General features: G+C 45.9%; 12 protein-coding genes. 9 read left to right on the top strand and 3 right to left on the bottom strand.

Features of this window, described 5'->3' with window-relative positions; translation table 11 throughout:
- Nucleotides 1-29 precede the first annotated feature (29 nt).
- Nucleotides 30-782, top strand: a complete 753-nt coding sequence (locus DVY93_RS01560; RefSeq protein ID WP_230708558.1) for a TIGR00266 family protein — start codon at nucleotides 30-32, stop codon at nucleotides 780-782.
- Between the two features lie 62 nt (nucleotides 783-844).
- Entirely contained in the window at nucleotides 845-1,453 is a 609-nt protein-coding gene (locus DVY93_RS01565) for a TerD family protein (protein WP_193005139.1), read from the top strand.
- Nucleotides 1,454-1,563: 110 nt separating this feature from the next.
- On the opposite strand, the gene DVY93_RS01570 is transcribed toward DVY93_RS01565, so the two are convergent.
- The gene (locus tag DVY93_RS01570) at nucleotides 1,564-2,844 is read right to left on the bottom strand and encodes a TerD family protein (protein ID WP_230708560.1); all 1,281 of its coding nucleotides are present in this window, start codon (nucleotides 2,842-2,844) and stop codon (nucleotides 1,564-1,566) included.
- A gap of 337 nt (nucleotides 2,845-3,181) precedes the next feature.
- Here DVY93_RS01570 and DVY93_RS01575 point away from each other — a divergent pair, with 337 nt between their 5' ends.
- The 5 genes from DVY93_RS01575 to DVY93_RS01595 all read left to right on the top strand — a co-directional run bounded on the left by DVY93_RS01575 (nucleotide 3,182) and on the right by DVY93_RS01595 (nucleotide 9,122).
- A complete protein-coding gene (locus DVY93_RS01575; protein ID WP_230708562.1) occupies nucleotides 3,182-4,324 on the top strand; it encodes an ATP-grasp domain-containing protein in 1,143 nt (380 codons plus the stop codon).
- Nucleotides 4,325-4,482: 158 nt separating this feature from the next.
- Nucleotides 4,483-5,799, top strand: coding sequence for a phosphoribosyltransferase domain-containing protein (locus DVY93_RS01580; RefSeq protein WP_230708564.1), 1,317 nt, complete (start codon nucleotides 4,483-4,485; stop codon nucleotides 5,797-5,799).
- A 42-nt stretch (nucleotides 5,800-5,841) separates the two neighbouring features.
- A complete protein-coding gene (locus DVY93_RS01585) occupies nucleotides 5,842-6,684 on the top strand; it encodes an HAD hydrolase family protein (protein ID WP_230708566.1) in 843 nt (280 codons plus the stop codon).
- Nucleotides 6,685-6,745: 61 nt separating this feature from the next.
- Nucleotides 6,746-7,927 carry a cysteine protease StiP domain-containing protein gene (locus DVY93_RS01590; RefSeq protein ID WP_230708569.1) on the top strand — a complete coding sequence of 394 codons (1,182 nt, stop codon included), beginning with the start codon at nucleotides 6,746-6,748 and terminating at the stop codon, nucleotides 7,925-7,927.
- Nucleotides 7,928-8,045: 118 nt separating this feature from the next.
- Nucleotides 8,046-9,122, top strand: a complete 1,077-nt coding sequence (locus DVY93_RS01595; RefSeq protein ID WP_226949398.1) for an HpcH/HpaI aldolase/citrate lyase family protein — start codon at nucleotides 8,046-8,048, stop codon at nucleotides 9,120-9,122.
- 123 nt (nucleotides 9,123-9,245) lie between these two features.
- Here DVY93_RS01595 and DVY93_RS01600 read toward each other — a convergent pair whose 3' ends face one another.
- Complete coding sequence (locus DVY93_RS01600) at nucleotides 9,246-10,058, bottom strand: alpha/beta fold hydrolase (RefSeq protein WP_193005145.1); 813 nt, start codon at nucleotides 10,056-10,058, stop codon at nucleotides 9,246-9,248.
- 288 nt (nucleotides 10,059-10,346) lie between these two features.
- Between DVY93_RS01600 and DVY93_RS01605 the strand changes: the two genes are divergently transcribed.
- A complete protein-coding gene (locus DVY93_RS01605; RefSeq protein WP_230708571.1) occupies nucleotides 10,347-11,144 on the top strand; it encodes an enoyl-CoA hydratase/isomerase family protein in 798 nt (265 codons plus the stop codon).
- 121 nt (nucleotides 11,145-11,265) lie between these two features.
- Here the strand turns inward: DVY93_RS01605 and acnB are convergent, their stop codons facing one another.
- Entirely contained in the window at nucleotides 11,266-13,869 is a 2,604-nt protein-coding gene (acnB, locus tag DVY93_RS01610) for a bifunctional aconitate hydratase 2/2-methylisocitrate dehydratase (protein ID WP_198334328.1), read from the bottom strand.
- Nucleotides 13,870-14,257: 388 nt separating this feature from the next.
- On the opposite strand from acnB, the gene DVY93_RS01615 reads away from it, so the two are divergent.
- The gene (locus DVY93_RS01615) at nucleotides 14,258-14,659 is read left to right on the top strand and encodes a carboxymuconolactone decarboxylase family protein (RefSeq protein WP_230708573.1); all 402 of its coding nucleotides are present in this window, start codon (nucleotides 14,258-14,260) and stop codon (nucleotides 14,657-14,659) included.
- Nucleotides 14,660-14,708: the final 49 nt, after the last annotated feature.

The raw sequence follows: 14,708 nt of genomic DNA on the forward strand, positions 1-14,708 counted from the left end.
ACAGACATTAGAATAAGGACTGGCTACTCATGACCGCAACGTTTAGCTTAATCGGTACCATTGAACCTTTTTTGCACTGCAATCTACAAAAAGGCGATTCAATCTATTGTGAAGCCAACGCGATGGTCATGATGGAGTCTAATCTTGAGCTAAAAGGTAAACTGCAAGGTGGCCTTATGCAGTCATTGATGCGCCGCTTTGCTAACGACGAGTCATTGTTTCAGCAGCAGATCGAAGCTGTGCATGGTGAAGGCGACTGTTTGCTTGCGCCGACACTGGACGGCGACATGCAAATCATCGATGTCGGAAAACAGCAATATACGTTGAGTGATGGCGCCTTTGTTGCCGCCCAGACAGGCGTCGATATCAGAGCCAATATTCAGCGTAACTTAGGCGGAGCCGTGTTTGGGGATACGGGCGGTTTTATGGTCATGCAGACACAAGGTCAAGGTCAAGTAGTTGTGTCAGGTTTTGGCTCGCTGTTTGAGATTGAGGTGACCCCTGATAAAGATGTGACTATCGACAACGGTCATGTGGTATGTTGGGACTCAAACCTCGATTATAAGCTGTCCGTATCGACCAGTAAGAAAAAAGGCATCATGAGCAATATTATCAATTCGGTCACCAGTGGCGAAGGGATGGTACTGAACTTCTCAGGTACAGGTAAGGTCATTATTTGTTCGCGCAATCGTGACAGTTATCAAGGCTGGCTACAAAGCATCTTAGGCACTAGCTCAGGCGGACGCGGCGGCGGTGGTGGTTTTTTAGATAATATTTTATAACTGTATTTCGTAACTCTAGATTTACTCAGCTCTCAATTCACAATTATTATAAGGAGTATCACATGGCAGTTAGTTTACAAAAGGGACAAAAAATCTCCCTCAACAAAGAAGCTGGCGGCGAGCTTACCCAAGTAAAACTGGGTCTAGGCTGGGATGTTGCACAAGGCCCACAAGACAAAAAAGGGGGATTCTTAGGCAAGTTATTTGGTGGTGGTAGCGGCGGCGATTCTATCGACTTGGATGCTTCTTGCATCATGTTCGATAGTAACAAACAAGCCATCGATGCCATTTGGTTCAGTCAGCTCAAATCAAAAGACGGCAGCATCGTTCATACAGGTGACAACCGCACTGGTGCCGGTGATGGTGATGATGAAGTCATCAACGTTGACCTCTCAAAAGTACCTGCTAACGTTGTATCGCTCGTATTTACCGTTAATAGCTTTACTGGGCAGACATTTGAAACGGTAGAAAATGCATTCTGTCGTATTATTAACGCCAATAATAACGCTGAGGTCGCACGCTATAACTTGTCGGCGCAAGGCGGGCACACGGCGATGATTATGGCAAAAGTGTATCGCCACAATAATGAATGGAAAATGCATGCAATTGGTGAGACGGCTTCTGGTCGTACCTTCCATGACTTAATGCCGGCTATCACACCGCACGCTTAAGCCGCTTGCCTGAAGACAGCTCATAGAGCTATCATTCATAGATCTATAAACAATCAGCCCGTCTACTATTAGACGGGCTGATTGTTTGTGTAAAAGAACACTATTAAAAGCTATTTACGTCCACGCTTCCAGCTAAACCCCCAATTAAAGGCTTTATCCATCTCTTGATGTCCCTGAAAGTACTGATTGATACGCTCAACATTAATACTGCCTTGCTGATTGACCAAACGCGCAATGGCACACATCGGCAAATTGCCTGTCCCTTCTGTTAGACGCGTTTCAATCGGTGGCTGCTCTGGCACATGAATGGTCACTACCCCATCTGTTTGCGCCCAATTTGGCGCACCATCATAAATAAAAGCAAAGATAAAGACTTCCTCAATCTGCGACCACTGCTGACCGTTGATATCGAGCCACTCACCGCCGCTTATCTGCCCCGTTCTGTCATCAGCGCGCAAGCAAACATAAGGGGTGGATTGCAAACTGCCAAAACGATTGCCTAGCGCTTGAATGAGCGTCTTTTCACCGTTTTTCAGATGAATCATCGCGCCGACATCAAGATCGATACCCCCTGCTTTATGCGACTTAAACAAATCGCCTAATAGCCCTTTTTTAGGCGCTTGCTTATCCGTCTCTGGCCGCTGGTTCCAGTTTAGGTTGACAGAGATTTTACCAAAATCATCGCGCTTTTTAAGATTGATGCTAGATTGATTTTTGGTTAAAGTGATTTTACTTAAATTGATTGAGGGACTGGCTGGGATCGGCGGTGGCGTGTTAGATGGAGAGGCACTACCCGCTTTTTGGGTATTGATTGGACGCTGTGTGTTGATAGGTTGAGACTGGTTTTGTGATTGGTTTTGAGCTTGAGGCTGAGCTGGCGCTTCGTCGGCAATGTCAACACCGAAGTGCTCAGACAACGGTTTTAGCCCGCCCTCAAAACCTTGAGCAATAAAACGAAACTTCCAGCCGCCCTGCCGACGATAACACTCAGCTAAGATAATCGCTTTTTCGTTACGCCCAGTAGCGATTAATTGACAAGTCATCAGCACTTGGCTGCCCTGTAACACCTGAATATCTACATCACCGACTTGCGCTAGCGTTTGTGCACTAGAAAAAGCGAGTGCTATCTTTTCAATACTCGTAGGCTGCGCTGGTAAGTTAATATCAAAAAATCCATCGCTATCATGGCCTCGAAAGCTAACACTACCGTCATCGCTACGGGTTTGCCCATAAAAAATCATGTCGCCATCACCACGTACCTTACCGTCAGTAGTCAGGCGATAAGCAGCGCAATCAACGGCGCTTTGGCTTAAAATACGAATGCTAATATTATCCGTCGGTAGTGGCGCATTGGCCCCTGCGATTAATTTTTGAGGTTCGGTTTGGCTCATGATATGTCCTTTCAGTGGTTTATTATATCGCTGTATTTATGATGCCGGTTATCGTCACATAGTAGCACGGATGCGTTTTTGTTTTAATCTACCTATCCATTCAACGAGCTGTTAAAAACCGTCAAGAAATCGCTGTATAAATACTTAAGGCTATTTTGTTAGGAGTGTTTATAACGCGTAGCATTTGTATATAATAGTCCATGCTATCAGCAGTATTAAGGCTTGGTTTTTTCCACTTTGCTAAGCCAAATTGGGGTCTTACTTATATTGCTAATGGTTTTGCGATGACGACACTGAGTTATCCAATGATATCTAAAACTGATGACAAGAGAGCACTATGGATAACCCTGCTAACGATAGCAATCATATAACGTCAACAGCCGCTTGGTTGGCTGAAGGTCAGTCAAGCCAGCGCGATATGTTGGCCAGCCTACAAACATTAAAAGCCCACTCTGATACCCCGTTTACCATTATCGCCTCACACCGTCATGATAGACCTGAGATTTTTGAGTTCGCTGATCGCACTTATCGTGAGCCACATAAAGCGGCTATAGACGACGACACACTGCCGACCAGTGAGTCTGCTGTACCTCGCTGGCAGTTCGTATTGGAGCAAGCCCAGCAGAGCAAGGTTAAGGTGTTGCTGACTGGTCGCAATGGTATTGATTATGAAGCGCACCGCGAAACATTTGCCGCAGCAGGTATTCGTCTATTGACGGGCGCAACCAGCGTATCGGCACTAGAGTCGATCGATGACAAGTTTGCCTTTATGCAACACTGTCACCAGCACAACATCCCCGTCGCTGATGCTTGGCGCTTTGATAATATGGTACAGCTTGAGGCTTTACTGGCCGAACATGGCCATCAGCCGTTATGTGTCAAACCCGTCACTGGTATTTTCGCACAAGGGTTTTGGCGACTTGATTCGGATAAAGAGGCGGCTGAGCAATATGACAGCTTTGAGCATTTATACTTCACCGAAGAGAAAAAAATCAGTACGGCTCAGTTTAAAAATGCCTATGCAAACAGCCTAATGGTTCATGAACGCCCTATCCCTATGCTACTTATGCCTTATTTATCTGGACAAGAGTACTCTATCGATGTGGTCTGCGAATATGGTGACGTTTTAGCCGCGATCACACGCTATAAAACCGGGAAAATTCAGCATATCAGCTACGAGCAATCCGTCATGGATGTCGTCATTCCATTGATTAAAGCCTTTGACTGTGATGGCATCGTGAGTGTACAAACCAAAGCCGATGATGATGGTCAACATCGTGTGCTGGAGATTAATAGCCGTCCTTCCGGCGGCATTGGTTATACGATTCACAGCGGTGTGGATTTAACACAAGTCGGTTTTTCTTATTGGTTAGGACTGACCGATAAACCGAAGCTGGTTGATATCAGGCAGCAAATTACGCCCTGCCAAGTACGCTCAATTATGACGAGTGTCAAAATTGAAGAAAATAACACCTATTAAGCAAATGACTTAAAGAACGTTATCAGAGTACGCTCTCACCAAAACGCTCACTTTGACCACGCCGCCGTTAAATAAAAAAGCGGCGCTGGGCTATGGTTGGTGGATTATCAACCTTAAAAACTGATAACAATATAAAATTAAAAGCGCAAGGAATACGAATGTCAGCTAAGCAACAGAGTACAACCATTACCTTACCTCGCGGCACTCTTGATTTGACCTATCAGACCAACGAAGCAACGGCGCAAAATGACTCGGATAAAAAAGGCAGCTATCAACTAGAGGACTTGCTTGGGTTTGCACAGCGTATTAACCCGAAACGGGCGTTTTTATTCGTCTCAAAAGTCTTAGGTCGTCATATCCCAGTCGCACCTCACACGATGCGTCATGCTTTCACCAATTTGGCAAATCTAGTTCCTAGTGATTTGCCTGAGCCCATTTTAGTCATTGGTATGGCAGAGACGGCTGTTGGCTTATCCGCTGGTGTCCATCAAGCACTACAAACGCGCTATCCCAATGCTTTATTATTGAACTCTACGCGTCATGCCCAACATGACGACCGTAGCACCGATACGTTACTGACCACATTTAACGAAGACCACAGTCATGCCAGCCAGCATTTGATTTACCAAAGTACAGATACCCATACTCAAGAGCAATTACTCGCTAGCAAAACCCTAATTATGGTGGATGACGAAGCGTCGACCGGCAATACTTGCGTGAATGTCGTCACTGCGCTACGTAACGCTGGACTCACGCAGTTAGAGCAAGTACATCTAACCACTTTGGTTGATTGGTCATTAGATCAAGAAAGCACTGACACAATGCCAGACACAACGACGGACACAACGCTGGAGGGCGCGTTGCCTGAGCGCATGGCTGCTCGCTTAGCGGGCGTTGACTTTCATCGTCATCACCTGTTGTCTGGCGCTTGGCAATGGACAGATGCCCCTAACCCTGAACCCATTACGATGCCAGCGGTCGATACGACCGAGGCTGGCAGTCAGGCGTTAGGTGATACGGGCAATTGGGGCCGTTTTCCAACGCTAAACAGTACAGATGGTTTTGCTGAGTATCTTTTGAGGTTTCAAACCATATTTACAAAGTTTAGTCATCAAGAACGCTTTGATGCCGCTCAGTTACCAAAAAGCGTCCTGATACTGGGAAGTAACGAGTTCGTTTGGTTGCCATTTTTATTAGCAGAATGGCTTGAGACACACGCTCAACAGCAGAACTGTGCCACCACTCCTATAGTGAAATTTAGCGCATTGACCCGCTCGCCGATTGCCCTTGGCGGCGCGATTACGACAATGTTAAGCTTTAGCGATAATTACGGTCTTGGCATGACCAATTTTGCTTACAATGTTGAACCAAATGAATGGGATTTGATTGTATTGTGTGTGGAGACAGCAGCAGATAGTGTCGACGATATGTGGAAACGCTTGAATAACGTCTTGGTGGTGGGTCCTTCCATGTAACACCCGCTCTGATTTTCCACCCTATTATCTATGGATACTCTTATGACCACCCCATTTTTCGAATCCAATCCAAACATCACCAAACCTTACGCGCTTATGGACTTGGACGACACCCTGTTCCAAACCCAGCGTAAAATTGATGCGTGGAAATTACCAACGGCTGAATCTGAAAACTTGGTTTGCGCCACTGTTAATAAAAAAGGTGAGCCATTAAGCTTCATGAGTCAGCGTCAAGCCACTTTCTTTAATTGGCTACTCGCTAGTACTGATTTAATCGTCGTCACCGCCCGTGACCGTAGTGAAATCAAACGCGTTAAGCTGCCCTTTGCCAGTTGGCAAGTATTGACCCACGGCGCGGTTATTTTAACGTCTAACGGGCAAATGCTAAACGATTGGCAGCAGCATATGTATGACGCCCTTGCTCCGATCCAAGGCAAGTTAGCCGAGCTGACAGAGTTGATTGGTAAGCACTCTAAAAATGCCAGTGACGCTCCTAATGACTTGGTACTGACACCGCATGTTGACAGCTTTAATGACGGCTCTGATAGCGGCGCTAATCATGACCCTCTGACCATTTATTTGGCGATTAAACATGCGCAAAAAAACCATCAAATACTGGCAGATTTGGCTCAGAAACTGCCAACATTAATACCAGATTTTGATGAGCACTTTTATGTGCATGTGAACGCAAATAATCTGGCGATATTGCCACATGCGGTTCATAAGCGTCATGCCGTGCAGTTTTTATTAACCAACCATTTAGACAATCAATGTCCAAGCTTTGGTTTTGGGGACAGTCTAGCTGACCTACCGTTTTTGCAACTGCTTGACTGGTACGGTATGCCCAGTCGTGGTCAGTTGCATGAGCAGCGTCATGCTGAGTAGTATTATGTTTAACATCAACCGCGCAACCTTACCGTTCTCCAATGAGTGCTAATATCTTACTATGACTTTAAATAACACAAACACAAAAAGCGCCCCTATAAAAAATTACGGCTCAGGCAGCTATCTTGCCAGCGATGTGACTGTCCTGCTTGATATTGTCAATAAAGATGCGGTTGCTGATGTGCCCGTCAGTCAAAAAGAGGCACTGATTCAAAGTGGACAACGTCACTATTCAGACATGTTGACCTTAGAGCAGGCACCAAGTGCGATGCATGAGCAGCTCTACATACAGGCACTAGAGCAAGGGGCGACGAGAACAGCCACTGATATCGTAAATTTAGCCTATACCCTACATCATGTTTTTCAGCGACAAGTAACTGATGAGCAACCGTTAGTTTTAATCAGCTTAGTGCGAGCAGGCTTGCCGATTGGCGTATTATTACAAAGAGCACTTGCCGACACAGCTAGTGGCTACTCTCTACCAAGTGTGCATTATGGGATTAGTATCATTCGTGACCGTGGTCTTGACCCAACAGCCTTACAAATGCTATTAGAGGCCTATCCAGACAGTCCTATTGTCTTCGTCGATGGCTGGACAGGTAAAGGGGCCATTTATCAAGAATTGACCCGTAGTTTAGAAGCATTTCGAGACCCTACTCATCCCAATTTTGCCAATATTTTTCATCAAGGTGTCGATGTGACTCCCTTATTAACCCTTGCTGATCCGGCGGGCGTCGCTTGGCTGGCTGCTAGCGAGGAGGACTGGTTGATTCCATCGGGTTTGTTAAATAGTACGGTGTCAGGATTGATTTCACGCAGCTTGTATACCGACCCAAAAACGGGGCTACATCGCAGTGTCTTTTATGATAACTTAGTTGAGTCAGATCATAGCTTAGCCTTTGTCGATCATATTGATGCGGCACGGCGAGAGTTGTCTAACACATGCCAATACTTGCCAATGTTTCCGCAACCGCGCTACCAAACCGCTGACTTAATAGATAAGCTGGCGTTAGAGTACAATATCTGCAATCACAACCGTATTAAGCCGACCATTGCCGAGGCAACACGTGCCATATTACGCCGTGACCCTGAACGTATCTTACTGGCAACCGCCAATCACCCCGATACGGTGCTGCTAAGACATTTATGTACACAGCGAAACATCACTATGAGTGTGTTAGGTGATAAAATACTCCCTTATCAAGCCATTACCCTCATCAAACAACGTACCAAAAATAATTAATTAACAGTACGCTTATAGGGGTGTGTAAATGACTTAATAGCACCACTGAGTCATGTCTCTTAGACCATACACCCTACCTTTTATAGCCACTCATTTATCACTATTTACGATGCCAATTATGTCAGACATGCTAACCCACGAATCAAACCTTTATAACCATACGCAGTCTTACGCTCATCTGATTACTGAGCGTCATGCGATGGTCAAGTTGCACACCCATCATCCTTATCAGCTTGGTGCCAGTCTATATATGCCGGCAACTCGCCAAGATATTTGGCAAGTCATTAAACGTGATAAATTACCAACGATTAATAGTATTATTATTTGTCTAGAAGATGCGGTCAGTCATAGTGACGTTGAGTTAGCACTTGAGCGCTTGCAAACGCTGCTCCATACGTGGGCGGCGCACGTGGATAGCATCAGTAACCCAGCAAGACAAGCTGGTCTGCAATCAAAGCCGCAAGCCCAGCACCCGACCCGTCCATTAGTGTTTATACGCCCACGCAATCCAATGATGCTACAGCAGCTGGCGGACTACGCCCATATCGATCTGATCGACGGCTTCGTCATGCCAAAAGTTGATATGTTCAGCTTATCCAATTGGCGAATGGCGTGCCAAAACCTGAGTGCGGATCAATTGTTAATGCCCACACTTGAGACCGCCGCATTATTTAACCCACATCACAACCAAGAACTTGCCATTGGCTTTAAAGAAGCCTTTAGTCAGCCAATCTTTGCTCTGCGGATTGGTGGCAACGACTTGTTTGCCACCCTGCGCCTGCGACGTCCTAAGAACAGCATCGTCTATGACACCCCTATCGGCACGCTTGCCTATCAACTGCTTGGCTGCTTTGTCCCGCATGGCTTCTATTTAACCGCGCCAGTCTTTGAATATTTGGACCAGCCCACGTTGTTTATGCAAGAGTTGACCCGTGATGTCAGCTTGGGGTTGGTCGGAAAAACTGTCATTCACCCAAGCCAAATCGCGTTGGTACAGCAAGCTTATTGTGTACCACTCAGCACCTTGGATGAAGCGCAAGCGATACTCCATAGCGAGGCCAAGGCGGTGTTTAAATACAACAATACCATGCTAGAGCCCGCCACGCACCGCGCTTGGGCAACGGAAGTGGTGAACCGAGCCGAGGTGTTTGGCACCATTGATGACGGCAATAGCGAGTACAGCTCACGACTGTAGTAATCAAACAGTTAATAATCATATGTATAAAAAATGGTGCAAAAAAAAGCCGCTGTCATAATGTGACAGCGGCTTTTTTATTCAGCATTGGGTGCTAAAAGCTAAAGAGTATTACTAAGTCCTTTACACACAATTTTCTAAAAACTGACCGATCACTCGATTTACCTGATCCGGCTCTTCTACCGTCGAGGTATGACCAGCGCCTTTGATAACCGCAAGCTTTGAGCCTGCAATTGCAAAGTGCATACGCTCAGACTTCGAATAAGGCGTGGCGGCATCTTCATCACCAACGATAATGAGCGTCGGCGTCGTGATGTCGCCAAGCTGCTCATAGGTGCCTGTCCGCTCAATGACGCCCATCGTCGCCTTAATCACGCCGCCTTTGCGATTGCCCTGTAGCATCGCTAGCCACTGTTTACGATCAGATTTACGCAACTTGTCTGCCAAAAAAGTACTACCAAACATAATAGGCATGACTTTGTTACTCACGCGCTTGATACCTAACCAGCGAATGGCTTTTACCAGCTTACGATACTGCGGTACGTTTTTGGGATCTTCAGGGTCAGCAGAGGTTTCTAAAAGGATAAGCGACTGCAGCAGCTCAGGCCGCTTAAGCGCGATACGCTGTGCGACAAAGCCGCCCATTGACAACCCAACAAAGTGACACTTATCAATATCAAGCGCCGCAAGTAACCCAAGCGCATCCTCCGTTAGTGTATCCATATCATAGCCGGACTTGGTGATCTGCGACTGGCCTTGACCCCGAAAATCAAAAGCGATACAGCGATAGTCTTTTTGAAAGTGCGCAACTTGCTTGTCATACATCCGCGAGTTCCATAAAAGACCGTGAGCGAACACCATCACTGGCTTTTGCGCGTCATTTGGCGCACTGTCCTCAAAATAAATATCCGCGTTATTAATCTTGATAGTCGGCATAACCACTTCCTTGTTTGAGAGAGTAAAGATGTCAACATTTTAGCATAATCCAATAACGCTTTTGGTAATAGCCTTTTTTATGCCTCTGCTGCCTGTATGCCGTCAAACATTAGACTTCTAGTGCCATTTAACGCACTAAACCAGCGTTTTGATGTGTCTTAAGCGCCCACAAAACCTGCTTTTATAATCGTAGCAAGCTGCTATAGTAATCAGCACTGCGTTACTTGTTACCGTTAATCTTTACATTGCAACGTCAACAAATCATTATTTAAAATAAGGAAATATCAGATGTCACACCCTCTCGTTGAGTACAAAAGCGAAAACCACATTGCCACCATCACGTTAAATGATCCAAAAAGCCTAAATGCTTTTAGCACCCCCCTAAAAGCTGGCGTGTTAAAAGCGCTTAATAAAGCCGAGGCCGATGATCACGTTCGCGTTATTATTTTGCAAGGTGCTGGCGGCAACTTTTCAAGCGGTGGTGACATTAAAGAGATGCTGTCTGAGGGTTTAGACAAGGACGTCATTTCAAATAAACTAAAAGGCATGGTAGAAGGTGCCGGAGAAGTCAGCTTAAAACTGCGTAATATTCATAAGCCCATTATTGCTAAACTGGAAGGCGCAGTCGCTGGGGCTGGTATGAATCTTGCGCTCACTTGTGATTTTCGTATCGCCGCTGACAATTCAAAATTCGTCCAAGCTTTTATCAATATTGGACTGATTCCAGATGCTGGTGGTATCTATCTGCTGAATCAATTAATCGGCGTGGCAAAAACCACCGAGCTTGTGATGCTAGGTGATAAGCTTAAAGCTGACGATATGGCTCGCTTAAACTTGGTGAATGAAGTCGTGAGTGTAGAGGATTTAGATACGAGTGTACATGCACTGGCAACGCGTTTAAGCAATCTGCCTGGTAAAGCCCTAGCGTCGATGAAGCACATGATTAATACCCATGCTTATATGGGCCTGAATGAAGCCCTAGATATGGAAGTCGATCAGCAAACCATGCTGGCAAAAACCGATGACTTTAAAGAAGGAGTTACGGCGTTTATAGAGAAACGTAAGCCAGTTTATCAGGGGAAGTGATTTAACCATTAAAGCCTACACCTCACTTCAAACTACTGATACAAAAACCCCGCATCATCACGATACGGGGTTTCTATTTAAATAAGAACTGTAAAACTTAAAAACGTTTTCAGACCAGGTATTAGGTCAACTGAGCAACGTTGATCTTGTCTGCTTCTTCCGTATAGTCTTCCATACGGTCGAAGTTCATGTATTGATACACTTCATCGCCCATGCTGTTTAGCATGCCAGCATACTGCTGATACTCGTCGTTAGTCGGCAGTTTACCAAGTACGGCGGCAACAGCGGCAAGCTCTGCAGACGCTAGGTATACGTTAGCGCCTTGACCCAAACGGTTCGGGAAGTTACGGGTTGAGGTCGATACCGCAGTAGATTTCGGTGCGATACGTGCTTGGTTACCCATACATAGTGAACAACCAGGCATTTCAGTACGCGCGCCGGCTTGTGCATAGATGTTGTAGTAGCCTTCTTCCATCAACTGGCGGGCATCCATTTTAGTTGGAGGCGCAATCCATAGACGAGTCTTGAGGCTACCTGCTGGCACGTCTTGTAGCAATTTACCAGCGGCACGGAAATGACCGATGTTGGTCATGCATGAACCAATGAATACTTCATCAATGGTATCGCCAGCCACGTCAGCTAGGGTTTTTGCGTCATCTGGATCATTCGGGCAGCAAAGGATAGGCTCTTTGATCTCACTCATATCGATAGTGATGTCGATTGCATATTCTGCATCATCATCAGCACGCATGAGGCTTGGGTTAGCCAGCCACTCTTGCATGGCTTCGATACGGCGGCTGATGGTACGTGCATCACCATAGCCTTCTGAGATCATCCACTTAAGTAGCGTGATGTTTGAGTTTAAGTACTCAGTCACTGACTCTTCAGACAAGGTAATGGTACAACCAGCAGCACTACGCTCAGCTGAGGCATCAGACAACTCAAACGCTTGCTCAGCCGTTAAGTCCTCTAGACCTTCGATCTCAAGAATACGGCCGTTAAACTCATTGATTTTACCTTTCTTATCAACCGTTAAGTAACCTTCTTTGATCGCTTGATAAGGAATCGCATGTACTAAGTCACGTAGCGTAATACCTGCTTGACGCTCACCAACAAAACGAACACGGACAGACTCAGGCATATCAAGTGGCATCACCCCAGTCGCAGCGGCAAATGCAACCAAGCCAGAACCCGCTGGGAACGAGATACCCATTGGGAAACGAGTATGCGAGTCACCACCAGTACCAACGGTATCTGGAAGTAGCATACGGTTCAACCATGAGTGAATGATGCCGTCACCTGGACGTAAGCTTACGCCGCCACGGTTCATGATAAAGTCAGGTAGTGTGTGCTGAGTCTCAACGTCAACTGGCTTTGGATAAGCGGCAGTATGACAGAACGACTGCATGACTAGATCTGCTTGGAAACCCAAACATGCCAAGTCTTTTAGCTCGTCACGCGTCATTGGACCTGTTGTATCCTGAGAGCCGACAGTCGTCATTTTAGGCTCACAGTACATACCAGGACGTACGCCTTCTAAGCCACACGCTTTACCAACCATTTTTTGGGCTAGGGTGAAGCCTTTGCCCGTATCAGCTGGTTCTTCTGGCTTAGCAAATACGTCTGAATGACCTAGACCCATGTACTCACGAGCACGATTGGTCAAACCACGACCAACGATCAATGGAATACGGCCACCAGCACGAACTTCATCAAGTAACGTTGGCGAGTTTAGTGTAAACGTTGACAGTACTTCGTCAGAGTCATGCTTAGTGATTTTGCCTTCGTATGGATAGATGTCAAACACATCACCCATGTTTAGGTTATCAACCGCGACTTTTTCGATTGGCAACGCGCCAGAATCTTCCATCGTGTTAAAGAAGATAGGAGCGATATTGTTACCAAGTACTAGACCGCCGCCACGTTTGTTTGGCACGTTAGGGATGTCTTCACCCATGAGCCACAATACTGAGTTGGTGGCAGACTTACGGCTAGAACCTGTACCCACAACATCACCAACATACGCCAGTGGATGGCCTTTTTCTTTTAGTGCTTCGATCTGTTTCATTGGGCCAACAACACCCTCTTCGTCAGCAGTGATACCGTCGCGAGAGTTTTTGTGCATGGCTAGTGAATGCAGTGGGATATCAGGACGGCTCCACGCATCTTGCGCAGGTGACAAGTCATCCGTGTTGGTCTCGCCTGTCACTTTAAACGTCGTATAAGTGGTCTTTTTCGGTACTTCAGCACGGTTTAAGAACCATTCTGCGTCAGCCCAAGACTGAATTACTTCTTTGGCAATGTCGTTACCGGCTTCGGCTTTTTCCGTCACGTCATTGAACGCGTCAAATACCAGTAAAGTCTTTTTCAGCGCTTCAGCAGCGTCTTGTGCGACTTCGCTGTCGTCTAGTGCAGCAACCAATGGCTGAACGTTGTAACCACCTTGCATGGTACCTAGGATTTCAACCGCTTTTTTCTTGCTGATCAGTGGTGATGAGGCCTCACCCTTTAAGATAGCCGCTAAGAATGCCGCTTTAACGTATGCCGCTTGGTCAACACCAGCAGGGATACGGTTTTCTAGCAGATTCATTAAGAACGCGTCTTCGCCTGCTGGTGGGTTCTTTATCAGTTCAACCAATTCTGCTACTTGTTTTTCGTTCAGTGGTAGCGGTACAGTTCCTAGCTCAGCACGTTCTTCGACATGTTTACGATAAGCTTCTAACACAATAGTCGTCCTCGTCAGTTGGGATTTAGCACATTACGTGGGTAGTCAGCATGACAGCCTGCGTCTATATACTATATGGAATAATTATCTGTGCAATCATAGCTTAAAACGCTCTAAATGTTAATGGTTGAACCTTGAAAAGGCGCATAATAGGGCCATATTGGACATTTATTATAAAAATAGTGCCATCAATAATGTGATTGAGTATGCTTTGGTGACCAATACCCGCGTGGCCCGTTACGCTAGGTAAAGCGTGGTTTGTGGTTAAACAATCACCGTATGGCTGCTATACTCTTTTTTAAGATATCGTTTTGATAAAGTGGCTTAGCAAAATCATAGCACCATCGAAGTAACATCGATTTTATAAGCAAATATTAGGGACAATGATATGGACATAGACAATAACACCACTTATGACAATGGTTTACAAGTTCGCACTGAAGTCATGGGAGAGCAGCATGTCAAACGCTCCCTTGATGCGGCAACAGGATTTACCCAACCGTTACAAGATTGGATTATCGAAAACGCTTGGGGCAGTACTTGGCAAGATAACTCAGTATTACCTCGCAAATATCGCTCATTGATTACCATTGCCTTTTTAATTGCCCAAAAAAGCCCGACTGAGTTAAAAGGACACATTCGCGGCGCCATCAATAATGGGGCTAGCGTCGCTGAGATTCGAGAAGTATTGATGCACAGCTTGCCGTACTGCGGCGCACCTGCCACCCAAGAAGCGTTTCGCGCAGCCATAGATGTACTGAATGAGTTAGATATTGACATAGATATTTAAAACTATGGTCGCCAGTTTAATCGTAGTAGTCTTAACACGATTGATTAAA

Source organism: Psychrobacter sp. CCUG 69069 (genome assembly GCF_021023115.1).
GTDB lineage: Bacteria > Pseudomonadota > Gammaproteobacteria > Pseudomonadales > Moraxellaceae > Psychrobacter > Psychrobacter namhaensis.